The organism is Amycolatopsis albispora, from assembly GCF_003312875.1.
Classification (GTDB): Bacteria; Actinomycetota; Actinomycetes; order Mycobacteriales; family Pseudonocardiaceae; genus Amycolatopsis; species Amycolatopsis albispora.
The window spans coordinates 296263-319280 of the sequence record NZ_CP015163.1 but is presented as its reverse complement, the minus strand read 5'-3'; the positions used below and the strand labels follow the sequence as shown (position 1 = coordinate 319280).

The 23018-nt window shown below is 71.5% G+C and carries 20 protein-coding genes; 6 read left to right on the top strand and 14 right to left on the bottom strand.

Features of this window, described 5'->3' with window-relative positions; translation table 11 throughout:
- Nucleotides 1–242: 242 nt before the first annotated feature.
- A complete protein-coding gene (locus A4R43_RS01670; RefSeq protein ID WP_257791797.1) occupies nucleotides 243–1448 on the top strand; it encodes an MFS transporter in 1206 nt (401 codons plus the stop codon).
- Between the two features lie 98 nt (nucleotides 1449–1546).
- Here the strand turns inward: A4R43_RS01670 and A4R43_RS01665 are convergent, their stop codons facing one another.
- From A4R43_RS01665 to A4R43_RS01615, 11 genes are read right to left on the bottom strand one after another with little or no spacing between them, the layout of a single operon-like run.
- Nucleotides 1547–1750 carry a ferredoxin gene (locus A4R43_RS01665; RefSeq protein WP_113690644.1) on the bottom strand — a complete coding sequence of 68 codons (204 nt, stop codon included), beginning with the start codon at nucleotides 1748–1750 and terminating at the stop codon, nucleotides 1547–1549.
- A 13-nt stretch (nucleotides 1751–1763) separates the two neighbouring features.
- The gene (locus A4R43_RS01660) at nucleotides 1764–4490 is read right to left on the bottom strand and encodes a cytochrome P450 (protein WP_113690643.1); all 2727 of its coding nucleotides are present in this window, start codon (nucleotides 4488–4490) and stop codon (nucleotides 1764–1766) included.
- Nucleotides 4487–5962: an AMP-binding protein gene (locus tag A4R43_RS01655; protein ID WP_205215203.1), complete on the bottom strand. Its 1476-nt coding sequence runs from the start codon at nucleotides 5960–5962 to the stop codon at nucleotides 4487–4489. Before A4R43_RS01655 ends, A4R43_RS01660 begins: the two co-directional genes overlap by 4 nt.
- Nucleotides 5959–6990: a methyltransferase gene (locus A4R43_RS01650; protein WP_113690642.1), complete on the bottom strand. Its 1032-nt coding sequence runs from the start codon at nucleotides 6988–6990 to the stop codon at nucleotides 5959–5961. The genes A4R43_RS01655 and A4R43_RS01650 overlap by 4 nt, the downstream gene beginning before the upstream one ends.
- A 25-nt stretch (nucleotides 6991–7015) precedes the next feature.
- Nucleotides 7016–7915, bottom strand: a complete 900-nt coding sequence (locus tag A4R43_RS01645; protein ID WP_236808706.1) for a GNAT family N-acetyltransferase — start codon at nucleotides 7913–7915, stop codon at nucleotides 7016–7018.
- On the bottom strand, nucleotides 7912–9402 hold the full coding sequence (locus tag A4R43_RS01640) for a class I adenylate-forming enzyme family protein (protein ID WP_113690640.1): 1491 nt from the start codon (nucleotides 9400–9402) through the stop codon (nucleotides 7912–7914). Before A4R43_RS01640 ends, A4R43_RS01645 begins: the two co-directional genes overlap by 4 nt.
- A 1-nt stretch (nucleotide 9403) precedes the next feature.
- Nucleotides 9404–9868 carry a group II truncated hemoglobin gene (locus tag A4R43_RS01635; protein ID WP_113690639.1) on the bottom strand — a complete coding sequence of 155 codons (465 nt, stop codon included), beginning with the start codon at nucleotides 9866–9868 and terminating at the stop codon, nucleotides 9404–9406.
- A 27-nt stretch (nucleotides 9869–9895) separates the two neighbouring features.
- Nucleotides 9896–11038, bottom strand: a complete 1143-nt coding sequence (locus tag A4R43_RS01630) for an acyl-CoA dehydrogenase family protein (RefSeq protein ID WP_113690638.1) — start codon at nucleotides 11036–11038, stop codon at nucleotides 9896–9898.
- 1 nt (nucleotide 11039) lies between these two features.
- On the bottom strand, nucleotides 11040–11762 hold the full coding sequence (locus A4R43_RS01625) for a thioesterase II family protein (RefSeq protein ID WP_113690637.1): 723 nt from the start codon (nucleotides 11760–11762) through the stop codon (nucleotides 11040–11042).
- Nucleotides 11759–13327, bottom strand: coding sequence for a GMC family oxidoreductase (locus A4R43_RS01620; RefSeq protein WP_113690636.1), 1569 nt, complete (start codon nucleotides 13325–13327; stop codon nucleotides 11759–11761). The genes A4R43_RS01625 and A4R43_RS01620 overlap by 4 nt, the downstream gene beginning before the upstream one ends.
- Nucleotides 13324–16542 carry a non-ribosomal peptide synthetase gene (locus A4R43_RS01615; protein WP_236808705.1) on the bottom strand — a complete coding sequence of 1073 codons (3219 nt, stop codon included), beginning with the start codon at nucleotides 16540–16542 and terminating at the stop codon, nucleotides 13324–13326. The genes A4R43_RS01620 and A4R43_RS01615 overlap by 4 nt, the downstream gene beginning before the upstream one ends.
- 225 nt (nucleotides 16543–16767) lie before the next feature.
- Between A4R43_RS01615 and A4R43_RS01610 the strand changes: the two genes are divergently transcribed.
- Entirely contained in the window at nucleotides 16768–17352 is a 585-nt protein-coding gene (locus A4R43_RS01610; RefSeq protein WP_113690634.1) for a flavoprotein, read from the top strand.
- A gap of 132 nt (nucleotides 17353–17484) precedes the next feature.
- On the opposite strand, the gene A4R43_RS01605 is transcribed toward A4R43_RS01610, so the two are convergent.
- The gene (locus A4R43_RS01605; protein WP_113690633.1) at nucleotides 17485–18738 is read right to left on the bottom strand and encodes a Cmx/CmrA family chloramphenicol efflux MFS transporter; all 1254 of its coding nucleotides are present in this window, start codon (nucleotides 18736–18738) and stop codon (nucleotides 17485–17487) included.
- A 77-nt stretch (nucleotides 18739–18815) separates the two neighbouring features.
- Here A4R43_RS01605 and A4R43_RS01600 point away from each other — a divergent pair, with 77 nt between their 5' ends.
- A complete protein-coding gene (locus A4R43_RS01600) occupies nucleotides 18816–19496 on the top strand; it encodes an ArsR/SmtB family transcription factor (RefSeq protein ID WP_205215202.1) in 681 nt (226 codons plus the stop codon).
- 41 nt (nucleotides 19497–19537) lie between these two features.
- Complete coding sequence (locus tag A4R43_RS01595) at nucleotides 19538–20050, top strand: DUF2938 family protein (protein WP_113690631.1); 513 nt, start codon at nucleotides 19538–19540, stop codon at nucleotides 20048–20050.
- A 15-nt stretch (nucleotides 20051–20065) separates the two neighbouring features.
- Here the strand turns inward: A4R43_RS01595 and A4R43_RS01590 are convergent, their stop codons facing one another.
- Nucleotides 20066–21049 (bottom strand): DMT family transporter, encoded by a 984-nt coding sequence (locus tag A4R43_RS01590; protein ID WP_113690630.1) that lies wholly within the window; start codon nucleotides 21047–21049, stop codon nucleotides 20066–20068.
- 105 nt (nucleotides 21050–21154) lie between these two features.
- Between A4R43_RS01590 and A4R43_RS01585 the strand changes: the two genes are divergently transcribed.
- Nucleotides 21155–21634 (top strand): Lrp/AsnC family transcriptional regulator, encoded by a 480-nt coding sequence (locus A4R43_RS01585; protein ID WP_113690629.1) that lies wholly within the window; start codon nucleotides 21155–21157, stop codon nucleotides 21632–21634.
- A gap of 17 nt (nucleotides 21635–21651) precedes the next feature.
- A complete protein-coding gene (locus A4R43_RS01580) occupies nucleotides 21652–22278 on the top strand; it encodes a winged helix-turn-helix transcriptional regulator (RefSeq protein WP_113690628.1) in 627 nt (208 codons plus the stop codon).
- Here A4R43_RS01580 and A4R43_RS01575 read toward each other — a convergent pair.
- The gene (locus tag A4R43_RS01575; protein ID WP_236808704.1) at nucleotides 22275–22979 is read right to left on the bottom strand and encodes a TetR/AcrR family transcriptional regulator C-terminal domain-containing protein; all 705 of its coding nucleotides are present in this window, start codon (nucleotides 22977–22979) and stop codon (nucleotides 22275–22277) included. The two genes, A4R43_RS01580 and A4R43_RS01575, sit on opposite strands and share 4 nt — an antisense overlap.
- Between the last annotated feature and the right edge of the window lie 39 nt (nucleotides 22980–23018).

The window sequence follows — 23018 nt, the reverse complement described above, 5'->3', positions numbered from 1 at the left end:
TGTCACTCGCGCCCGATATTCGCCGACGGTAACGGTGCTTCCGCGCCGGGTTGTTCCGGCGTCTTTCCGCCAAACCCGGTAAATCAAGGGTTTTCCGGCCGACGGCCGCGCACCCGCCAGGAAACCGCGACCTCCGGCGCCGGCTCATCCCCGCGCACCAGCGCGCTCGCGGCACCCGCACGAAGGAGGACGCACTGTTGACCTCGGAAAAAATACGGTACGGCACCATCGTTTTGTTGTTCGTGACCCTGGTCGCCGACGGGTTCGACGCCGTCACCATGAGCATGGTGGTGCCCACGCTCAGCCGGGAGTGGCAGCTGCCGGCGGCGGCGTTCACCGCCCCGCTCGTGGCCACCAACATCGGCGTGGTCGTCGGCCTGGTCATCGCCAACTGGTTCTGCCAGCGGCTCCCCCGCCGCACGGTGATCTGCCTGGCGACCGCGGTGTTCACGCTGGGTACCCTGGCCACCGTGCTGGCCGAGGACATCACGGTGCTGACCGTGATCCGGGCGCTGACCGGGCTCGGTTTCGGCGTGGTGTTCCCGGCGGCCACGTCGCTGGCGGCGGACGTGGTACCGCCGCGGCGGCGCGAGACGGCGAGCGTGGTGGTCCCGCTCGGGCTGAGCTTCGGCAGCACGGTGGCCGGGCTCGTCGGCAGCCGGTTGCTGGCCCTGCTGGGCTGGACCTCGGTGTTCTGGCTCGCCGGGCTGTTCGGGCTCGTGCTGATCGCCGTGCTGTGGTGGCGCCTGCCCGAGGTCGCCAGGACCATCCCCGTCCCGGCGGCGGCGTCCGGCCCACGCGAAACCAAGCCATCGTCGGTGCGCGGCCTGTTCTCCCGCGGGCTCGGCGTGACCACCACGACGATGTGGGTGTTCTCGATCCTGGTTTTCGCCACCATGTACACGCTCGAATCCTGGCTGCCGACCTTCATGCTGGACTACGGGTTCACGCCGGAGCAGGCCCCGCTGGGCAGCGCGGTCAAGGGGTTCGGCGGGCTCATCGGCGGTGTGGTGCTGGTGGTGGGCACGATGTTGTTCGGTGCGGGCCGGATGATCGTCGCCTTTCTCGGCCTGGCTGCGGTGTGCCTCGCGGTCGCCGGCGCGCTCCCGGTCGGGACGACCGTCCTGCTGGCCCTCGTCGGCGGCATGGGCGCCGGGCTGATCGGTGGCTGCGTCGCGCAGGTCGGGGTCGCCGCGCAGGTGTACAACGGCGACCGGCGCACCACCGGGATCGGCTGGAACATGGGGATCGGCAGGCTCGGCTCGATCGCGGGTCCCGCCGCCTGCGGCGTGCTGCTCGCCGCCGGGCACGGCCCGCGCACGCTGTTCCTGCTGATGGCGGGCCTGATCGTGGTCGGTCTCGCGATGGCGTCGGTTTTTGTCCGCCGGGCGGGCACCACACCGGATGCCACGAGCACCGGCGCCGCCCCGGCCGGGATCTCCGGCTGAGCTTCCACCGGGCTGGTTGGCAGCCACGCTATGAATGTGGCTTTCATTGCGCCACACGCTGTGAAAGCCACATTCATAGCGCCCGGGGGTACCGGTGTTCAGGATCGCCGGAGCCGGATCGCCCGCACCGGGCAGTCGGCCGCCGCCTCCTCCACGTCCGCCTCGTCCAGCTCGACCGGACGGCCCGGCTGGACACGCGCGATGTAGGTCTTCGGATCGACTTCGAACACCTCGGGCGCGGCCACCACGCAGTTGCCGTACCCGTTGCAGACGTTCCGGTCGATTTCGATCGAGTAGGTCATGCCCGGCGCTCCCCTAGTCACTTCCGGTGGTTTCGAAACGCAGTGGCAGGCGGACCGGGCCGAGGTGGTGCCCGCCGTGCAACGGGCTCCAGGTGAGCTCACCCGCCAGCCGGACCGGCGGCTGCCCGCACAGGGTTTCCAGCAGCACGGTCAATTCGGCGCGGGCCAGGCTCGCGCCGAGGCACTGGTGGATGCCCCAGCCGAAGCCGAGGTGGCCGCGCATGTCGCGGTCCGGGTCGAAGGTGTCCGGCTCCGGGAACCGCGCGGCGTCGCGGTTCGCCGCCGCGTACGACAGGAGCACCGCGCTTCCTTCCGGGATCACCGCGTCGCCGACCCGGACCTCGCGGGTGGTCCGCCGCGCGAAGTTCTGCGCGGGGGTGCGCAGGCGCAGCATCTCCTCCACGTATCTGGGGGCGAGCTCCGGATCCGCGCGCAGCCGGTCCTGCCTCGCCTCGTCCTCCGCGAGCAGGAAGACCATGGTGCTCATCGAGTTCATCGTCGTCTCGTGCCCCGCCACCGCGAAGGCGGACAGCATCCGGCACTGCTCGTCCTCGCTCAGCGCACGCCCGTCGACGCGGGCGCCGAGCAACGAGGTGATGAAGTCCGGTGGCCGGTGCCTGCGGTGTTCGGCGAGTTCGTGCCGCATGAGCTCGAAGATCTCCCGCATCGCGTCCGCGTAGTCGACCTCGGCGACCTTCGCCCACATCTTCTCGGTGAGCACCCGGAATTCGGCGACCGTGTCGTCGGCGAAGCCCACCAGTTCGGCGAGCAACCGCAGCGGCAGGGGCAGGGCCACCGCACCGACGAAGTCCCCGCCGCCCGCGTCGCGGAACTCCCCGACCAGTTCCCCGATCAGCTCCCGCAGCCGCGGCCGCAACGCGCGCACCTTGTCCGGTGTCACCGCCTCGGTCATCAACTCCCGGTAGCTCGTGTGCAGCGGCGGGTCGAAGTTGATCGGGATCGACCCGCGCTCCACGGTGGTGGGCACCCGATGCCCCGACGCCGAGGAGTACGTGCCCGGGTCACGCAGGGCGGTCCGCACGTCGTCGAACCGGCTCAGCAACCAGAAACCGCCGTGGTGCGGTGAATGCGCAACCGGGCAGCGCGTGCGCAGCTCGGCGTAGGTGTCCCAGACACCGGGTTCGGTCAACGCCGGGTCGTAGGGATCGAACGAGCATTCCGCTGGCACAGGACCTCCTTCGTGAACACGGAGCGCACCCGCCGCCAGTGCCTCCCGCAGGACGGCCTTGCGCACCTTTCCGCTGGGATTGCGCGGTAACGCGGGAACGACCGCCACCGCGCGGGGGTGCTTGTATCCGGCGAGCCGGGGCGCACACCATTCGCGGATCTCCGCCAGGCCGGGCGATTCCTCGTCCGCGGCCCCGATGACGGCCAGCGGGACTTCACCCCACTTCGCGTCGGGGACACCGATCACGGCGGCCTCGGTGATCCGGGGATGCGCGGTGAGCACCCGTTCCACCTCGGCGGCGTAGATGTTCTCCCCGCCCGAGATGATCACGTCCTTCTTCCGGTCCACCAGATGGACGAACCCGTCCTCGTCCACCCGCACCAGATCCCCCGAATGGAACCAGCCGCCGCGGAACGCTTCGGCGGTCTCCGCGGGCTTGCGCCAGTACTCCCGCATCACCGTGGGACCGCGGTAGACGATCTCGCCCACCTCACCGGGTGGCACGTCGCGCAGTTCGCCGTCCACCACCCGGACCTCGACGTTGAGCATCGGGGTCCCGACCGAGCCCGGCTTCCGGAACACGTCCGCGCCGCTCAGCACCGTGGTCACCGGACTGCATTCGGTCTGCGCGAGCCCGGTGGTCAGCTCGGCGCCGGGAAAGGCGTCCGCCAGTGCGCGGGCCAGGCCGGGCGGGGACGGCGCGGCACCCCAGATGACCCGGCGCACCGCGGAAAGGTCGTACCCGGCCAGGTCCGGCAGCGCGCAGAGCTGCTGCCACTGGGTCGGCACCAGGAAGCACGACGTGACGTGTTCGCGGGCCATCAGTCCGGCCGTGGCGGCGGGATCGAACCGGCCGGACGGCGCCAGCACCACGGTTCCACCCCGGAGCAGGGTCGGCAGCAGGCCCGCCAGCGCGGCGATGTGGAACAGCGGGGTGGCCGCCAGCCAAACCGCGTCGTCCGCCGGCCTGCCGCCGAGCTGGGCGAGGTAGCTGAAGGTGTGCACCAGCAGGTTGCGATGGGTCAGCACGGCACCCTTGGGCCCCCCGGTGGTACCCGAGGTGTACATGATGAACGCCGGTTCTTGGTCGGGCACAACGTGTTCGGTGCACTCGGTGCCGGCCAGGGCCAGCGCCCGCTCGTACTGCTCCGGCTCGCCGCCGAACACGAGCAGGGGCACGTCCGCCACCGCGGCGGCGAGGGACGCGTGTGCCACCACGATCGTGGCGCCGCTGTCGGCCAGCAGGTAGCCGAGCTCGTCCGGGGTCAGCCGGAAGTTCAACGGCACGCAGATCGCGCCGAGCCGCGCGACGGCGAAGTAGGTCTCGAGCACTTCCAGCGAGTTCGGCGCGAGCACGGCGACCCGGCCGCCGGGCCGGACACCCCGCGCACGCAGGACGCTGGCCAGCCTGGTCACCCGCTCGTCCAGCTCCCGATAGGTCACCCTGCGGGTGCCGTCGACGCACGCGATGCGCTGCCCGGCCGTGCGCGCGTTCCGGGCGAGCTGGTCGCTGATGGTCAACCCGCCGCCGAGCGGGCCCACCGCGCTCATCGCGGCCGGGCGGGGTAACCGCCCACCGGTCGCCCCGCCCGCACCGCGGCCTTGTCGGGCAGGCCCGAAGCGAGCGTCGGCAGGGATTCGACAAATTCGACCGCCTTGGGCGCTCGGACTCGCCCCACCTGTTCGGCCGCGCGGGCCGTCAGCTCGGCACCGGTCACCCCGCTCGCCGGATCGGCCACCACCACGGCGGTCACCGCCTCTCCCCACTTGTCGTCCGGCACCCCGATGACCACCACCTCGCGTACCGCCGGGTGCGTGGCGAGCGCGGCCTCCACCGGTCGCGCGTAGACGTGGTAACCGCCGGACACGATCAGGTCCTTTTTCCGGTCGACCTGGTGGAGGAAGCCGCGTTCGTCCTCACGCACCACGTCACCCGTGGGCAGCCAGCCGTCCAGCCGGTCGCCGTTCCAGTACGACCGCGCGACGTGCGGGCCACGGACCAGGAGTTCGCCGTCGTCCGCCAGCCTCGTCCCGGCCAGGGACACCGGCCGCCCGAGCGAGGACAGGATGGCGTGGTCACCGGTGCGCAGGGCCATGGCGTGCTCGGCCTTGCGCAGCACGGTCACCTGGTTCGGCGCTTCGGCCAGACCGTGGAGGCCGGTGAGCACCGGGCCGAAGACCTCCATCGCCCGCAACAGCCGCGCCCGGCGCATCGGTGCCACCCCGTAGACCACTGTGGACAGTGACCGCAGACCCGCCGCGTTGCCACCGACGTGGTCCAGCAACAGGTTGAGCATGGTGGGCACCACCATCGTGGCGGTGATCCGCTCGGTTTCGACCGTGTGGGCGAACAGTTCCGGGTCGAACCGTTCCAGCAGCACGTTCGTGCCACCACGCAACCAGGTCGGCAGCACGAACACACCACCGGCGTGCGTGATCGGCGCGACGTGCGCGAACCGGTCGCACTCACCGAGCCCGGCGTCGAGGAGGTGCCCCAGCACCGCCCACAGGTAGGTGGCGTGCGTGTGCACCGCTCCCCTGGCGCGGCCCTCGGCGTCGGCGGTGTAGAAGATGCCGTACAGATCGTCCGGCCCGGTCTCGGGCCGTCCCGGCCCCGTCGCCTCCCGATCGGCCAGCCGCGCCAGGTGCTCGGCGTCGAGTGTGTGCTCCGCGGCCACCTGGCCGTCTTGGCCGGAGTCGTGCACCACCGCGCGCGCACCCGAATCCCGGATGCGGAACGCGTGGTCGCGCCGTCCACCGACGGGATCGAGCGGCACCACCGCCAACCCGGCCCAGAGCAGTCCGAAGTAGACATCGAGCAGGCGCGGGCCGTTGGCCATCAGCAGCGCGACCCGGTCACCGCGGCGCAACCCCAGCGACAGCAGCGCGCGCCCGGTCTGCCGGATGCGGGCGAGCTGGGCCCGGTAGGTGAGCCGCCGCTCCCCGCACACCACCGCGATCTGGCCGCCGTAGCGCAGCGCGCACCGTTCGACCAGCTCACCGGTGCTCGACGAGGGGATCATGCCGGCCTGGCTTCGATCAGGCTCAGGCCGACGTGCGCGGGCAGCGCGACCACGGAACCGATGGCCAGCCCGGCCGCTGCGGTCAGCCGGTCGAAGTCCGCCAGGGTGCGTTCCTGCCCGCCGACGAGCACCAGCATCTGCAGGTCCTTGATGTACGGGTTCAGCCCGGCCGGGTCCGGCCCCACCCGCTCGGGCAGCAGCACGTCGATGATCAGCAACCTGCCGTGCTCGCCCAGCGCCGCCCGGCAGCTGCGCAGGATCCGGACGGCGTGCTCGTCGTCCCAGTTGTGCAGCGTGCTTTTGATCAGGTACAGGTCCGAACCCGCTGGTACCGCGGTGAAGAAGTCGCCGGTGGTGATCACGCAGCGGTCACCGAGCCCGGCCGCCCGGACCCGATCGGCGGCTTGGGCCACGCCCTCGGCGGTGTCGAAGACGGTGCCGTGCAGGCCGGGGTTCCGCCGGAGGATCGCGGTGATCAGCGTGCCGTCGCCCCCGCCGATGTCGGTGACCGTGCGGAACGGCCCGAAGTCGTAGTGCTCGGCGATCGTCTCCGCGGTGGTCCGGCTCTCCTCGCTCATCGCCGCGGCGAACCGCGCGGACAGTTCCGGATGGTCCGCCAGGTGGTCGTACAGCGGCTGCCCGAAGTGCTCCTCGAACGCGGCGCGCCCGGTGTACAGGCTGCGCTCCAGGCTGGTCCACGGGCGCAGGGTCTCGGGCGCGGTGTGGAAGCGCGCGAAGTCGTACATCGACTCCGGGTGGTCCTGGCGCAGCAGCGCCCCGGCCTCGGTCAGGGTGAACTTGCCCGGTGCGCTCTCCGCGCACATGCCGAGGCTGGTCAGCGCCCGCAGCAGCCGGTGCAGCCGGTCCGGGGCGAGATCGTAGGACCGCGCGAGCACCTCGGCGTCGGCAACTCCGTCGCCGATGGCGTCGGCGAGGTCCATGCGCGCCATCAGGGCCACCACCTCGGTGGCACGCGAACCGAACAACCGCCGCATCAGCGTGCCCCGTGCCTTGGACAGGTCCGTCATCGCAACTCCTCCGATTCCGCCCGGCTCAGCCGAGTTCCAGGCTGCCGATGGCGTAGACGCGCTCCGCCCGGCCTTCCGGCACGGCCGCGGTGTACATGCGCACCACCCGGAACTCCTCGGTGAGCCCCCGTGCGGCGGCGAACCAGCCCTGTCGTTCGGGCACGAACAACGACACCTCCTCGTCCGGGCCGAGACCGGTCGTGAGCGCGGCGAACAGGGCTTCGCCGTCCTGTTCGGTGTCGGCCACCAGCGGGCCGATGCGCCAGCGCAGCGGGGCGGGGCGCAGCACGCCGTAGCCGGTGAGCACCCCGTCGGTCACCCGCAGGAAGGTGCGGTGTCCCTCGGCGGCCAGCCAGTGCGCCAGGAACGCCGGGCGACCGTCCGGAAAGGACAGTCGGTCGTAGTCGGTGACGGCGTCCAGCCAAGCTGGTTCGTAGGGCACCACGCCGGCCGCGGCGTCACCGGATGGCCGCGGCAGTCCCGTGTAGTGCACGGTGTCGTGCGCGCGGACCAGCCCGGACCGGGTGTAGTTGGTGACCTGGCCGGGCATCGCGTCGGAGGCGAGGATCCGGTCCCCGGCGTGCTTGCGGGCCACCCGGCAGGTCGCCCGCCCGTACCCCTGGGCCCGGAACCCGGGATCGACCAGGTAGTGGCCCCAGACCGCGTACCCGTCGTTGTGGTTGACCAGTGACACGGCCGCGACCGGGCGGTCGCCCAGGTACCCCAGGAAGAAGCCGTGCGGGTCGGTGGCGAGGAAGCAGGCGGCGTCGGAGAACCCGTGGTTCCAGCCTTCCCGGTTCGCCCACTCGGTCACCCGCGCCCATTCGGCCGGTGTGGCCACGCGAACGGTGAAGCCGGGCAGCGCGGTCGGGATCGAGCGCGGGGTTTCCGTGGTGCTCATGGTCTCGTGTGTCTCCTGTGTCATGGGGTGAGGGCCTCCTCGGCCAGCGCGGCACGCACCAGCTCCAGCACGTCCGTGCGGCTGACCTTGGCCGACGGGCTGCGGGGCAGCGCGTCGACCAGCAGGACGTGCCGGGGCAGTTCGTAGGGCAGCAGTTCGGCGCGGCACAGGTCGAGCAGTTCGGCCACGGCGGGCCGCGGCTGCCCCGGTTCGAGTTCCACCGCGGCCACCGGGACCGCGCCCAGCCGCACGTCCGGCAGCCCGGCCACCGCCGCCTCACGCACGGCGGGGTGCCGTTCCAGCGCGCGCCTGACCGCGTCCGGCCGCACCTTGAACCCGCCCCGGTTGATCGCGTCGTCGGCCCGGCCGACCACCCAGAGGAAGCCGTCCTCGTCGATCCGCGCCAGGTCGCTGGTGCGCACCCAGGCCCCCGCGCCGCGCGCGGACTGCGCGGTCCGGACCTCCAGCCTGCCGACCTGGCCGGCCGGCAGCACCGCACCGGCCTCGCCGGTCACCCGCAGCCGCACCCCGGGATAAGCCTGGCCGGAGCTGCCCGCCTTGCGATCCCACCACTTCTCGTGCAGCGCGTAGGTCCAGCCGGCCACCGCGCCGGCGAACTCGGTGGCGCCGTAGGTGGTCAGCACCCGGATGCCGTACCGCCGGTAGAAGCTGTCGGCCAGTTCGGCGGGCAGCACGGTGGAACCGGAGGTGATCAGCTTGAGCGAAGCCAGCCGCTCACGAGGGACGTCGTCGGCCAGGATGTCGCGCAACGCCGCGGGCACGAGGAAGGCGGCCCGCACCCGGTACCGCTCGACGGCTTCGACCCACGGCCACACCGAGAACCTGGTCATCAGCACCATCCGGCGGCCGGTGTGCAGTGCGCTGAGCACGCCCCACAGCCCGCCGATGTGCACCAGCGGTGCGGCGATCACCGAGACCGACGGCAGCAGGAGCGCCTCCGGCTCCGGGGCCTGCCCGGCGGACGCCAGCGCCTGGTCCAGTTGCCGGTAGCTCAGCGCGATGCGCTTGGGCGGGCCGGTGGTTCCGGAGGTGAACAGCTCGAACGCGACGCCGGGACCGCTGCCCGGCCGCACCAGGTCCGGCCCGCCGGACGACCGCACCGCGCCGTCCCGGCCCAGCTCCACCGCCCGCACCTCGGCCGTCGGCAGTCCCGCGGCGGCGAGGTGGTCCGATCCGCCGAGCACCGTCGAAACCCCGGCACCGGCGATGTCCGCGGCGAGCCGATCAGCGGGCTGCAACGGGTTGAGCACGACGGCGCACCGCCCGCCGGCCAGCAACGCGGCCAGCGCCGCCACGTGTTCGGGCCGGTTGTCCAGGATCAGCCCCACCCGGGCGCCGGGGCCGGTCCTGGCGGCCCGCAACGCCTCGTCCGCCGTCTGCGCGCAGGCACGCAGCCGGCCCCACGACCACCACACCCCGTGGTGCTCGATCGCTTCGGCGTCGTCCGGCGCCTCCCGCAGCAGCCGCTCGATCCGGTCCGCGATCCCCATGTCACTCTTCGCCGGGGGCGGCCTCGCCCCAGCCCCAGAGCTTGAGGGTTTCGCGCCGCCCCGGGGTCGCGCCCGGTTTCGAATTGGCCATGGCCCGCCTGGAGCCGAATTCCAGGTACGCCACGAACGCCGACCGGAACGGCGCGTCGTCGGGCAGGCCCACCTCGTCCGCGGTTTCCAGCATCAGCTCCACCCAGCGGGCGCGCTGCTCCGGCTGGATGTCGCGGCCGCGGTGCCGGGCCACCAGGCGCGGGTACCCGCCGAACCGCTCGGTGTAGTCGGCCGGTCCGCCGAACACCTCGCCGAGCATCAGCGCGACGTGTTCCGGGTGGTCGGGTTCCATGTGCGCGAACAGCGGAGCCAGCAGCTCGTCCTTGACCACCTTCTGGTAGAAGACCTCGGTCAGCCGGTGCCAGGCCTCGGCGCCGCCTGCCCATTCGTAGACGGTCGGACCCGTGTCCCCCATCTGAACTCCTTTCTGTGCGGTGTCCGGTCACAGGCCGAGGGAACTGCCGAGGAGTTCCTTCATCACTTCGGTGGTGCCGCCGTAGATCGTCTGCACCCGGCTGTTGGCCCATTCCCTGGCGATCGGGCTTTCGGACAGGTAGCCGTACCCGCCGTGCAGTTGCAGGCACCGGTCAGTCAGCCGGACCTGCAGCTCCGTGGTCCACCACTTGAGCTTGGCGGCGTCGGTGACGGTGAGCCTGCGGGCGTTGAACTCGGCCACGCAGTGGTTGAGGAACACCCTGGCCATGGTCACCTCGGTGTCCAAAGTGGCCAGCAGGAACTTGTTGTGCTGGAAGCTGCCGATGGGCTGGCCGAACGCCTTGCGCTCGCGGGCGTAACCGAGCGTCTCGGCCAGCACCTTCTCGGCCGTGGCCACCGCCACCGCGGAGATGCACAGCCGCTCCCTCGGCAGCCCGCCCATCAGGTACCCCATGCCGGCGTTCTCCCGGCCGAGGAGGTTGGTCACCGGCACCCGGCAGTCGTCGAAGAACAGTTCGCTGGTGTCGCTGGCCGGCCAGCCGACCTTCGCCAGCCGCCTGCCGCGCGAGAAGCCCGGCATGCCCCGCTCCACCACCAGCAGCGTCATCGCCTGCCCGCCGCGCGGCGTGCCGGTCTTGGCCGCCACGATGACCAGATCGGCGTTCTCGCCGTTGGTGATGAAGGTTTTCTGTCCATTGAGGACATAGTGGTCGCCGTCGCGGACGGCACGGGTGCGGATTCCGGCGAGATCGCTGCCCGCCTCCGGCTCGCTCAGCGCGATGGCGGCGATGAGCTTGCCGGCGCAGAGGCCGGGCAACCAGCGCGCCCGCTGCTCCGCGGTGGTGCGGGTGGCCAGGTAGGACGAGATCAGGTCGTTGTGCGCGACGAACCCCGGCGCGGTGATGCCCGCCCGGATGAGTTCTTCGATGAACACCATCGTGTACCGGAAATCGGCCTGCCCGCCGCCGCCGTGCTCGACCGGCGCGTCCAGGCCCAGCAGCCCGGCCTCGCCCGCCTTGGCCCACAACCCGGGCTCGATGATCCCGTCCCGTTCCCACCGCGCGTGGTGCGGCACCGCCTCGCGCTCGAGGAACTTCCCGCACAGCTCACGGAAATCCTCGTGTTCGGCCTCGTAGGGATTGATGTCCATGTCAGGAACCCGTTTCCTCGCCGACGATCGCGATGATGTCCTGCGGCGCCCGCATCGCCGCGAAATGACCACCCGGGAGTTCCACCCGGCGGCTGGTCGCGCTGGTGTGCTCCGCCCACAGCCACATCTGCTCCGGCGAGACGTACGGATCGTCCCTACCCACGACGAGCACCAGCGGGAAGTCCACGCGCAGCAGGAGGTCCTCCCGGAACTGCTGCCGCAGCACCAGGTCCTCCCGCAGCAACCGGACCAGGTAACCGGTCATCCCGCGGGAGGAAAGCAGTTCCGGCGCGGTACCACCGTCGGCCACGACCTTGTCGATCAGCGCGTCGTCGTCGAGTGAAGCCACTTCGTCGACGCGCGGCTGCAGCCGGGGCGGCAGCGCCGCCGAAAGCACCGCGCACACCGGGGGTTCGCCGAGCACGGCCGCCACCTGACCGGCCACGGCCAGCGCCAGCATCGCGCCGAAACTGTGCCCGAACAACGCGTAGCGCGGCGGTTTTCCCGTCTCGCCCGCGCGCGTGAGGTCGGTGGTCACGTGCTCGGCCAGCACCTTCACCAGTGACCGGTAGTCCTCGATCTTGCGTTCCCTCGCTCTCGTGCCGCGGCCGGGCAGGTCCAGGCCAGCCACCTGCCACGACGGCGGCGCCACGCGCTGCCACGGGCGGTAGACCGCCGAAGTCGAGCCGGCGTGCGGAACGCAGTACAGCCGCACCGGCTTCACCCCTCCATCCCGCTGGCGATCTTTTCGGCGAGCATGAGCGTGGTCAGGTTCGTCGGCGCGCTGGGCATGGTGGGGAACACCGAAGCGTCGACCACGCGGAGCCCGTCGATCCCGCGCACCCGGCAGTCCTGGTCCACCACCGCCATCGGATCCGTGTCCGGTCCCATCCGGGCGGAGCCGACCGCGTGCCAACCGGGGCTCATCACGTTCCGCACGGCCCCTCGCAGCAGCCGGTCGTCGGTGACGATCCGGTCGCTCCACAGCTGGACCTGCTCCAGGCTCTCCGCGAAAACCGGCGACCGCAGCACCCGCCAGGCCAGGCGAACCCCGTGGGCGAGCCGCTCGACGTCACCGTCCGCCGAACCGAACCCGAGGTGGATCACCGGTGGCGCGGCCGGATCGGCGCCGCCGGGGTACACGCAGCCACGTGCCCCCGGCCGCAGCAACATCACCGAGATGCCGACCACCATGGGCCAGTCCAGCCGATCGGCGAAGCCGGGAATGGCCGCGTTCGGCACGTTGTTCAGCAACCACACCTGCAGGTCCGCGCCGTCGTCGGCCACCCCGCTGGACACCCTGGCCGCCACCTGGCGCCACGGCACCCCAGTCCGGCACAGGCCGTCGACCGGCTTGGCCCAGATCACCACGGACGGGTGGTCGGCGAGGTTCTGGCCGACGCCAGGCAGGTCGGCCACCGGCTCGGCCCCGGCCGCGGCACACCGGTTCGCCGGGCCGATGCCGGAGCGCTGCAGAATCACCGGCGAACCGATCGCGCCGGCGGACAGCACGACCTCCGGGGCCCGCACGGTGGTGGTGCCGCCGCCCGGTTCGAGCACCTCGACGCCGACCGCGCGCCGGCCTGCCAGCACGACCCGGCTGCACCGCCTCCCGGTCCGCAGCTCGAATCCCGGGTACGTCCTGGCGTCGGCCAGGTAGGTCGCGGCGGTGTCCATGCGCTCACCACCGACGGCGTTGGCCGGTACCGCGCCCACACCGCATTCGGTGCCGTCATTGAGGTCGGGCACCTCGGGCAGCCCCATCCGCGTGCATTCCCGCCAGAACGCCAGCTCCAGCGAGTGCAGTTCGCCGCCCGACGGCCGGCGCACCGGGATCGGCCCGCGGTCGCCGTGTGACGGGCCGCCGGGGAAGTCCAGATCGGTTTCGGCCGTCCGGAAGAACGGCAGCACCCGGTCCCACGACCAGTCCGGGTTGCCCAGCTTGACCCAGTCGTCGAAATCCCGGGGCAACGCCCGCATGGCGACCACGCCGTTCACCGCCGACGAGCCGCCGACCACCTTGCCGAGCCGGTACGGGAAACGCTCCCACAGGGCCCTCCCGCTGCCCCGGCCACCGCCGGTGCGCAGGTTCGCCAGGTAGTCCCAGTTGAAGCCGTCCAGGATCAGCCGGGTGCCGTCGCGCAACGGGTTCGGCTCGCCGGGCGGCCGCTGGTCGGGACCGGCCTCCAGCAGGAGTACCCGGCGGCCGCGGGCCGCGGCCCTGGCCGCCACGACCGAGCCGGCCGAGCCGGCGCCGACCACGATCAGGTCGAAGTCCGGGGCGGTCATCGGCGCTGCCCGGCCAGCGACCGGATGGACTCGGCGAACTCCGCGATCGTCGCGTTGGTGAACAGGCCCTCGATCACCTCCTGCTCGGCGGCGGAGTCGATGGAGAACTCCGCGCGCAGCCGCCGGACGATCGCCACCGCGTGCAGCGAGTCGCCACCGACGTCGAAAAACCCGTCTCCCACCCCGATTTCGCCGTGCCCGAGCTGGTCGGACCAGATGCGCAGCAGCGCGGCCTCGACGGGGTCGCGCGGCGACTGGTGCTCGTCGGACTCGATCACGTCGAGCCACGGCTTCGGCAGGGCCGCGCGATCGATCTTCCCGTTGGCGGTCAGCGGCAGTGCTTCGATAGCCACGAAGTGGTGCGGCACCATGTAGCTGGGCAGGAGTTCGGCCAGCGCCGGGCGCAGCGTCGCGGCGTCGGCCGCGGTGGGGTCGTCGGTGATCAGGTAGGCGGCCAGCTGGCGTTGCCCCGCTGCCGAAACCGGGGCGTCCACCAGCGCCTGCCGCACCCCCGGCTGCTTGCCGAGCGCGGCTTCGATCTCGCCGAGTTCCACCCGGTACCCGTTGATCTTCACCTGGAAGTCGGTGCGGCCGAGGATTTCGATGTCCCCGCCGGGCAGGTACCGGCCGAGATCGCCGGTCCGGTACAGCCGCTCGCCGGTGCCGGGGTGCACGATGAAGCGCTCCGCGGTGCGCTCCGGATCGCCCCAGTACCCGATCGCCACGCCGGTGCCGCCGATGTAGATCTCGCCGGTGACCCACGCCGGGCACGGTTCGAGCCGTTCGTTGTAGACGTGCAGGGTCTGGTTGGCCAGCGGCTTGCCGTAGGGAATGCTGGTCCACTCCGGCCGCACCTCGCCGATCGGGTGGAACACCGACCAGATCGACGCTTCGGTGGCGCCGCCGAGGCTGATCACCGCCATTTCCGGGAAGTACCTCCGGATGTCGCCGGGCAGGCTGGTCGGGATCCAGTCCCCGGAGAGCAGGGCGAGCCGGACGCTGGCGCCGCTGCCGGGCGCCGCGCCGGCCAGCGAGTCGATCCACAGGCGCATCGGCGCGGGCACGCTGTTCCAGATGGTCACGCGGTACCGGTCGATCAGCTCGGTCCAGTAGCCGACGTCCTGGGCCCGGTCGGTGGTCGAGACCACCGCACCGCCGGCGCCGAGCACACCGAAGATGTCGTACACCGACAGGTCGAAGCCAGTCGGGGCGAGGGCGAGCACCCGGTCGGCGCCGGTGACCTCGAAGCGCTGGTTGATGTCCTGCACGGTGTTGGCCGCCGAGCGGTGCGAGATCATCACGCCCTTGGGCTCACCGGTCGAGCCGGAGGTGAAGATCAAGTAGGCCAGGTCGTCAACGTCCTGCCTGCTCTCCAGCGGTTCGGCGGACTGGCCGATGGTGGCGTCGTCGTGCGGGGTCACCACGTTCAGTTCCGGCGGCCAGCTCAGGTCCACGGCCAGGTCGGCCGTGGTGACCACGGTGTCAGCCTGGCAGCGGCCGAGCAGGTTCCACCGCCGCTGCTCGGGCAGGTCCGGGTCGATCGAGACGTAGGCGGCCCCGGCGTGCAGCACTCCGAGGAGCGCCGCGATCAGCTCCGCCCCCGGCCGCATCGACACCGCGACGACCGTGTTGGGTTGCGCCCCGCCGTTTTCCCGCAGCCTGCGGGCGAGCCGGTGCGCCGTGCCGGTCAGTTCCCGGTAGGTGGTCTCGACCCCGTCGGCGAACACGGCGACCGCGTCCGGCGTGCGGCGAGCCGCTTCGGCCACCAGCTCGTGCAGCAGGGCGGGTGGCAGGTCCGCGGCGGTGGCGTTGGCCAGCTGCTGCTCGGCCGCGTCCTTCGCGGGCAGCGGCACCACCGAGCCGGTCTCCTGCCACACCGATTCGTCGTCCACGATCCTGGTCAGCAGGGCGTGGTAGGCGTCGAACATCGCTTCCGGCAGACCGGGCGGGAACAACCCGTCCACCACGTTCCAGTTGACGACCAGCCCGCCGTCCTGCTCCAGGAGCTGGTTCTCCAGCCAGACCTGCGGGGTCTGGCTCCGCCCGTACACCGGTTCGCCGAAGGCGCGCAACGCGTCCGCCGTCGGTTCCGCGCCCACCGTGCTGGAGAACACCACGGGCACACCGGCGGCCCGGCCGTCGCGCTGCCGCCGGGTGAGCTCGCGCAGCACCCGGATTCCGCTGAACGACGAGTGCGGTGCGTCCGCTTCGAGCTGCCGGTGCACGGCGGCCACGCGCTGCTCGAAGGTCGCACCGTCCGATTCGGACACCGCGAACAGGCTGGGTGAGACGAAGTTCCCGAGCACCCGGTCCGCTCGCGGGTGCACCGGCAGCCGGTCGAGCAGGGTGCGCGTGATGGTGAAGTCCTGCCGCTTCGACCAGCCGCGCAGTACCTCGCGGTAGGCGGCCAGCAGGATGGCGTCCGGCGTGCACCCGCGGCGGGCGGCGGCGGAGCACAGCGTGGTCCAGCCGTCCTTGTCCAGCGTCTTCCGCAGGCGCGTGAATTCCGGTACGCCGAGTTGCTCCGGCGCGGTGGCCAGTGGCAGGTCCGGACCGGGTGGCAGTTCGTCGATCCGGGACAGCCAATAGCTTTCCCCGGAGGCCTCGGGATCCGCCAGGCTCACCTGCCTGGCCAGCACCTGGTCGCGGAACGAGGTTTCCAGCGGCGCCGGGGTGAAACCGGCGTCGTCGTAGTAACGCCGCCACTCGTCCAGCATCAGGAAGAGGCCGGGCAGGTCGGCGAAGAGCATGTCCATGCTCAGGTGCAGCCGGATCCGGTCCCCGGCCAGCACCGTGGCGCGGATCTCGAACAGTGGCCAGGCAGCCACCGGCCGCACCTGCGCCTCGAGTTCGGCGCGGACCCGGGCCAGTTCCGCGGACCGCTCGGCTTCCGGCAGGTCACGCAGGTCGAGCACGGCGATCTGGTAGGGCGGCACCTCGTCGAGAATCCGCTGCTCGTCGTCGGCGACCACCGCGCGGAGCATGTCGTGCCGGTCGATCACCTTGCGCAGCGCCCAGGACAGCCGGGGCAGGTCCAGTCCGGAGCTGTCGAATTCGAAGTAGGCGTGGCCGGCCACGCCGCCGAGTTCGAGGCCGCGGCGGCGGCCGATCAGGTAGGCGTGCTGGATGTCGGTGAGCGGGAACGGGTCCTGGCACCGCACCGCGCCGGTCTCCGGAACGGGTTCGAACTCCCCGCGGCTACTGAGCAAATTCATCAGTTCCGTGTACGGGTCCGCCATCTCCGCCTGCCACCTTCCTCCGACTGCGTCACAATTCGCTGAAGAGCAAAACCGGTCGAACGGCTCAGAAATGGCTCGACGGCCGCCGTCGGGGTTGATGACAGCAGCCGGGCTGATGACTGTCAAACAAGTGTCCATTGTGGCCAGAAAGGGAAAAGGCGCGCGCTGGAGATATTCGGGAACCCGGGCCAGGATGACGATATGATCGAAGATTCAGGCTATTCCGGGGCCCCGCGGGTACTCGTCGGCGCCACCGGTTCGATTGCGGTCACCAATCTGCCCGGCTATCTGGCCGAACTGCGCGGCCGGTTGGCGGAACGGCTGACGGTGCTCATGACGCACACCGCGGAGAAGTTCCTGCCGGCCACCACCGTGGCGATGCACGCCGACCAGTTGGTCAGCGGGGATTCACCGGCGGACTGGCCGGCGGCCAAGCCGTCGCGCCTGGTCGCGGAGCACGACATCCTGGTGGTTCTCCCGGCCACCGCGAACGTTCTCGCCGCGGCGGCGGCCGGAGCGGCGCCGAACCGGCTGAGCACCGTGATCCTGGCCGCCACCTTCCCGGTGGTCTACTTCCCGTCAATGGGCGCGGCCATGTGGGAGAAACCGGCCACGCGGCGCAACATCGCCACGATCCGCGCCGATGGTGGCCATGTCCCCGAACCGGTCTGGCACGACACCTACGACGTCGGACTGGGCCGGAACTCCCGCCACCCGACCATGCCGTCCCCCGCGGAAGTGGCCAAGATCGTCGGGGAAATCCTTTCGGCGAGCCGGGAAAACTGACCGGCCAGTACTATTTCCGGGCAGCGCAAAGCGCTCGGCACCGAACGCGGTGCCGAGCGCTTTTCCGTTCCGGATTCCGAGGGGTGCGCGACTGCGGACATTCATCAGTCGCGCACCCGGAACGGAATGCACTCACGTCTCGATCGGCTGTTCCTTGGCCTCCACGGCCTGCGGCTCGTCCGTTTGCGCCGGAGTGCGGTGCAGGCGGGCGTCGGTCAGGGCTGCGGCGAGGGAAACTACCGCGAGCGCGGCACCCACCCAGCCCACCGAGGCCAGGCCGAAGTTCGCCCCGATGGCCAGGCCGCCCAGTAGTGGCGCGAGGAAGATGCCCAGCTGGAACGCCGAGACGTTGGTCGCCCCGGCCAGGGTGGGTGCGCTCGCCGCGATCGTGTACACGCGGCCGATCACCGCCGGATTGACCAGGAATCCGGTCACGCCGAGCAGGAAGGTCAGCACAATGGCCGCCACCAGGTGGTCGGCGAGCAGGGCCAGCGCGACCGAAACCGAGATCATGCCCAAGATGCCCGCGGTCAGCACCCGGAACGGCGACCGGTCCGCCAGCCGCCCGCCGATGGTGAGGCCGACGAAAGCACCGATGCCGAACAGCGACAGCGCGGCCGGGATCCAGGCCACCGGCAGCCCGCTGGTTTCCGACAGCAGCGCGCCGAGATAACCGAACGACACCATGTAGGCCGCCGTGGTGGCGATGGTGGTGGTGTAGGCGACCCACAACCTCGGCTGCTTCATCACCCGCAGTTCGGCCCGCAACTCGGGCGGCGGCCCGTCGAGCGGCCCGCTCTGGCGCAGCGTCAGCCGGACGGCGACCGCGGTCGCGGCGGTGGCCACGGCGACGGCCCAGAACCCGGCACGCCACCCGCCGAGATCACTGATGACCGTGCCCGCCGGCCCGCCGACCACCATCGCCAGGCTGAGCCCGCTGACCACCACCGACAGTGCCCGCGCCGTGCGGTCCGGCGGCACCAGGCTGACCGCGGTGGTCATCGCCACCGCCCAGAAACCGGCGTACGCCAGCCCGCTGATCACCCGGGAAACCAGCACCAGCCAGTAGTCCCTGGCCAGCATGCCGAGCGCGATCGAGGCGACGAACAGCGCCTGGCTGGCCAGCAGCGTGGCACGGCGCGGCCAGCGCAGCGTCAGCACCGCCAGCGGCGGCGCCCCGACCAGCACCCCCACGGCGAACGCGGAAATCAGCACACCCGCCGACGGCAGCGAGACCCGCAGGTCGTCGGCCACCTTCGGCAGCACGCCCGAGATCAGGAACTCCGAGCTGCCCATGGCGAACAGGCTGAGACCGAGCACGTAGACAACGATCGGCAGGTCAGGCTTCTTGCGCGCCCGCTCGGCCTGTCCGGCCCGTGCAGACATCAGTGGTGCTCCCTTCGACTTGATCTCCCGGCCGATCCGAAGTTACACTGTTCCATGAAAATATGGAAGGTAGGTCGATGAGCCGAGCGAAAACCGAGCAGTTGCAGTCCGCCTTGTTCGAGGAGCTGGCCCGCGTGGCCAAGGCACTGGGCAACGGCAAGCGGCTGGCGATCATCGACCTGCTGGTGCAGCGGCCGCGCGGGGTGGTCGAGCTGGCCGAAGCGGCCAAGCTCAACGTCACCACCGCTTCGGCGCACCTGCAGATCCTCAAGCAGGTCGGGCTGGTCACGACCGTGCGCGACGGCACCACCGTGCGCCACCACATCGGCAGCATCGACGTCGCCGCGCTCTACAGCCAGCTGCTCACGGTCGCCGCCGCGCAGTCGGCGGGCGTGGACACCGCAGCACGGCGCGCGCTCGGCACGGATGACATCGAGGAGATCGACCGAGCGGAGTTGCTGCGCCGAGTCGAGGCGGGGCAGGCGATCGTGGTCGACGTGCGCCCCGAAGTGGAGTTCCGCGCGGGACACATCCCCGGCGCGGTCTCCATCCCGATGAGCGAGCTGCCCGATCGGCTCGACGAGCTTTCCGCCGAACGCGAGATCGTGGTCTACTGCCGCGGCGCGTACTGCGCCTTCTCCCACGACGCCGTCCGATTGCTGACCAGCAACGGCTACCGCGCCATGCGGCTCAACGACGGCATTCTCGAGTGGCGCGTGGCGGGCGAGCCGCTGTCCGTGGAGTCGTCACCGGGCTGATTTCCCTTCTCCCCCACCAGGTCCTCACCCCAAGGAGTGCGATGTCCAAGCTGCTGCCGAAACTCGCCCGCGCCGCGGTCACCGGGATCGGCGCCACCGCCGTCATGGACGCCGGTGGTGAGGTCGTCCGCCGCACCACCGGCGTGGAGCCGCTGGACTACCGCCTGCTGGGGCGGTGGATCGGCCACCTGCGGTCGGGAAAGGTGCGGCACGAGAACATCCGCGCCGCCGAACCGGTGCCGCACGAACGCGAACTCGGCTGGGCCGCCCACTACACCATCGGTACCGCCTTCGCCGCCGCGCTGGTCGCGGCCCACCCGACCTGGGTCCGGCGGCCGACCCTGCTGCCCGCCCTGCTGACCGGGGTGGCCACCACCGCGGCGCCGTGGTTCATCATGCAGCCGGCGTTCGGGCTCGGCGTCGCCGCGGCCAAAACCCCGGATCCCGCGCTGGTGCGCTGGCGGAGCCTGCGCACGCACGCGATCTACGGGTTCGGCATCTTCCTGGCCGGGACGGCCGTCGCCAAGCTGGTCCCGGTGCGCGGCCAGGGCTGAGCTTCCCGGCGCGGGTCAGCGGCGGAGACCGGCTGGTTTCCGGGCGGCGCGGTGGCGTACCGCGTCGAACGCGGTCACCGTGGCCAGGCCCGCCACCAGGATCAGGCAGCCGGCCACCGCGGACATCGACAGCTGTTCGCGGAGCACCAGAATGCCGAGTGCCGCGGCCAGCAAAGGTTCCGCGAGGCTCAGCGTCCCGGCGGTCGGTGCGCTCGTGCGGTGGAGGCCGTAGGCGAAGGCGGCGTAGGCGGCGGTGGTGCCCGCCAGTGCGGTCCAGGCGATCAGGCACAGCGAATTCGGTTCGGTGAGGTGGCCGGAGTGCAGCACGAGCAGCGGTGAAAGCGCGATTCCGGCGACGAGCAGGGTGCTGGTCGTCGCGGGCAGGACGGGGACGCCTGCCTGCAGAAAGCGCTTCGCCGCAACGGTGTAGACGCCGTAGCAACTGCCGGAGACCAGTGCCACCCCGACCCCGGTGAGGCTGACGTGCGCCGTGCCCCACGGGTTGAGCAGGACGGCGCAGCCGGCGACCGCGGCGAGCGTGCCGATCACCCAGCCCGCGGTGAACCGTTCGCGGGTCCACCACCGCGCGCAGAGTCCCGTGGTCATCGGCGCCACGCCGAGCGCGATGGCGGTGCCCAGCGCCGCGCCGAGCTGGTCGACCGCGTGCATGAAGGTGATCTGGTAGATCCCGGTGGCCAGCCCCGCCACCAGCACCCAGCCCAGCACACCGCGGCGCAGGACCTGGCGCCACGCCGCGGGCCGCGGGCAGAGCAGGGCCAGCACGAGCCCGCCGGCGAGCAGGCGCGCGACGCCGAGCGCGCCGGGGTCCGCGGCCGGGGCGGCGAGGACCTGGGCGGGGCCGACGGTGCCCCACAGGGCAGCCGCGACGAGGACCGCGAGCGGCCCGGTGGCCGGGTAGCGCGACCCGCCGGCGACGGGCGGTGCGGTGACTGCGGGGGCGGTCTCGCCGGGGGCGAAGCCGAAGGACGATCCGGTCATTCAAGCGTCCTAGGTTGCGTATCTTGTTCGGGTTCTGCGCTGGACTATATGCACAAACTCGACTCTGTTTCAGATATCCGTATTTAATACGGCTACACTGGGCACATGTCTGATCTGGACGAACTTGATACGGCGATCCTGCGGGAGTTGCAGCACGATGCACGACGCACCAATCGCGACGTGGCCGCCGCGGTCGGCGTCGCGCCGACGACCTCGCTGGACCGCATGCGCTCACTGCGCGAACGCGGGGTGATCACCGGCGCGCGCCTCGAACTGGACCTGGCCAAGATCGGGCGCCCGGTGCAGGCACTGGTCGCGGTCCGGGTGCGCCCGCCGACGCGGGCCAACATCGAGGGGTTCCGCGAATGGGCGGCCGGCCTGCCCGAGGTGCTCGGCGTGTTCGTCACCAGCGGCAGCGAGGACTTCCTGCTCCACGTCGCCGTGCCGGACAACGACCACCTCTACGCCTTCGTGATCGACCGGCTGACCGAGAAGCCCGAAGTCGCCGACGTGCGGACCTCGATCGTCTACGAGCACATCCGCTCCACCACGGTGCTGCCCGACCCTGCCGTCCATCGCACTTGAGATTGTAAAGTGGACGGATGAGCCGAAGCTACCGCCAGTACTGCGGCCTCGCCCGCGCGCTCGACGTGGTGGGCGACCGGTGGAACCTGCTCATCGTGCGCCAGCTGCTGATCGCGCCCGCCCGTTACCGCGAACTGCTCGACGGGCTGCCCGGCGTCGCCACCAACCTGCTTTCCGACCGGCTCCGCGACCTCGAAGCCGCGGGCGTGGTCGAACGGCGGCTGGCGGAGGACGGCAACGCCATCGTGTACGCGCTCACCCCGTGGGGCGCCGAGCTGCGGGAGCCGATCGAAGGCCTGGTCCGCTGGTCCACGCCGCTCATGGTGCGCGGTCCGGGTGACGACCGCTTCCGCACCGAATGGCTCGTCGTCGCCTTGCGGGCGCTGCTCACCGGCAAGGCGCGCAAGGCGGCGACGGTGGGCATCGAGGTCGACGGCCAGCTGCTCCAGGTGCGGACCACGCGCTCTGGCATCGAAATCGGCCCGCGGGACGACCGCGAACTCGACGCCGTCGTGCGCGCCGACGCCGCGATCGTGCTCGGGCTGGCAGCGGGTGCGCTCACGCTCGACGACGTCCCGGGCCTCGCCGACATCGAAGGCGACGAACCCGCCGTCCGGGCCCTCTTCGAAAGCCGTCGGCCCTAGGCACCCAGGCGGGCCGCGAGGCCGTCGAGCACGCAGTCCAGGCCGAACGCGAACTCTTCGTCGGGGTCGACTTCCTCGCCTTCGAGCACGCGGCGGGCCAGCATCGGGTGCTCACCCGCGGCGATGATTTCGCTGATGTACGGGCCGACGCTGCGCTGCCACTGCTCCTCGGTCAGCCCGCTGCGCTGCTCGGCCCGCCGCGCGGCCTGCTGACCGGCCACCGCGCCCAGCACGTAGGAACGCACGGCCCCGAGTGCCAGCCCGGCCAGGGTGATGTCGGGCGTGAGCGCGGCGGCGGCGCGCAACGCGGATTCGGATCGCCGCAACGCGTTGGGGCCGAGCGACGGCCTGCCCGCCATCTCACCGGCCAGCCACGGGTGCCGCAGCAAGGTCGCGCGCAGCGCGTGCGCGACCGCGGCGAGATCCACGCGCCAGTCGTGCGTCGGCTCGGGAAGCGGATCCTCGCCCTGCGCGGCGTCGATCATCAGGTCCACCAGCTCGTCGCGGTTGGCGATGTAGCGGTAGAGGCTGGCCGTCCCCGAACCGAGGTCGCCGGCGACCCGGCGCATCGACACCGCGCCAAGGCCTTCCGCGTCGGCGATGGCCAGTGCGGCGGCCACGTACTGCTCCACGCCCGGCGCGCGGCGGCGCGGTTCGGGGCGGGGCCGGGTCCACACCGACGCCGGAGCGGATTCGGTCATGGGCGCTTCCTTTCCTCGTTGACCGGCATCCTACCTTCT

Excerpts from the sequence above, each read along its gene's own strand:
- A4R43_RS01600 (WP_205215202.1), top strand. The coding sequence starts at position 18,816 with ATGAGCCGAGCGAAAACCGAGCAGTTGCAGTCCGCCTTGTTCGAGGAG.
- A4R43_RS01610 (WP_113690634.1), top strand. The coding sequence starts at position 16,768 with ATGATCGAAGATTCAGGCTATTCCGGGGCCCCGCGGGTACTCGTCGGC.
- A4R43_RS01630 (WP_113690638.1), bottom strand. The coding sequence starts at position 11,038 with ATGGACATCAATCCCTACGAGGCCGAACACGAGGATTTCCGTGAGCTG.
- A4R43_RS01590 (WP_113690630.1), bottom strand. The coding sequence starts at position 21,049 with ATGACCGGATCGTCCTTCGGCTTCGCCCCCGGCGAGACCGCCCCCGCA.
- A4R43_RS01650 (WP_113690642.1), bottom strand. The coding sequence starts at position 6,990 with ATGACGGACCTGTCCAAGGCACGGGGCACGCTGATGCGGCGGTTGTTC.
- A4R43_RS01660 (WP_113690643.1), bottom strand. The coding sequence starts at position 4,490 with ATGAGCGCGGTGGGCCCGCTCGGCGGCGGGTTGACCATCAGCGACCAG.
- A4R43_RS01605 (WP_113690633.1), bottom strand. The coding sequence starts at position 18,738 with ATGTCTGCACGGGCCGGACAGGCCGAGCGGGCGCGCAAGAAGCCTGAC.
- A4R43_RS01615 (WP_236808705.1), bottom strand. The coding sequence starts at position 16,542 with ATGAATTTGCTCAGTAGCCGCGGGGAGTTCGAACCCGTTCCGGAGACC.
- A4R43_RS01575 (WP_236808704.1), bottom strand. The coding sequence starts at position 22,979 with ATGACCGAATCCGCTCCGGCGTCGGTGTGGACCCGGCCCCGCCCCGAA.
- A4R43_RS01620 (WP_113690636.1), bottom strand. The coding sequence starts at position 13,327 with ATGACCGCCCCGGACTTCGACCTGATCGTGGTCGGCGCCGGCTCGGCC.
- A4R43_RS01655 (WP_205215203.1), bottom strand. The coding sequence starts at position 5,962 with ATGATCCCCTCGTCGAGCACCGGTGAGCTGGTCGAACGGTGCGCGCTG.
- A4R43_RS01580 (WP_113690628.1), top strand. The coding sequence starts at position 21,652 with ATGAGCCGAAGCTACCGCCAGTACTGCGGCCTCGCCCGCGCGCTCGAC.
- A4R43_RS01665 (WP_113690644.1), bottom strand. The coding sequence starts at position 1,750 with ATGACCTACTCGATCGAAATCGACCGGAACGTCTGCAACGGGTACGGC.
- A4R43_RS01640 (WP_113690640.1), bottom strand. The coding sequence starts at position 9,402 with ATGGGGATCGCGGACCGGATCGAGCGGCTGCTGCGGGAGGCGCCGGAC.
- A4R43_RS01645 (WP_236808706.1), bottom strand. The coding sequence starts at position 7,915 with ATGACACAGGAGACACACGAGACCATGAGCACCACGGAAACCCCGCGC.
- A4R43_RS01635 (WP_113690639.1), bottom strand. The coding sequence starts at position 9,868 with ATGGGGGACACGGGTCCGACCGTCTACGAATGGGCAGGCGGCGCCGAG.
- A4R43_RS01595 (WP_113690631.1), top strand. The coding sequence starts at position 19,538 with ATGTCCAAGCTGCTGCCGAAACTCGCCCGCGCCGCGGTCACCGGGATC.
- A4R43_RS01585 (WP_113690629.1), top strand. The coding sequence starts at position 21,155 with ATGTCTGATCTGGACGAACTTGATACGGCGATCCTGCGGGAGTTGCAG.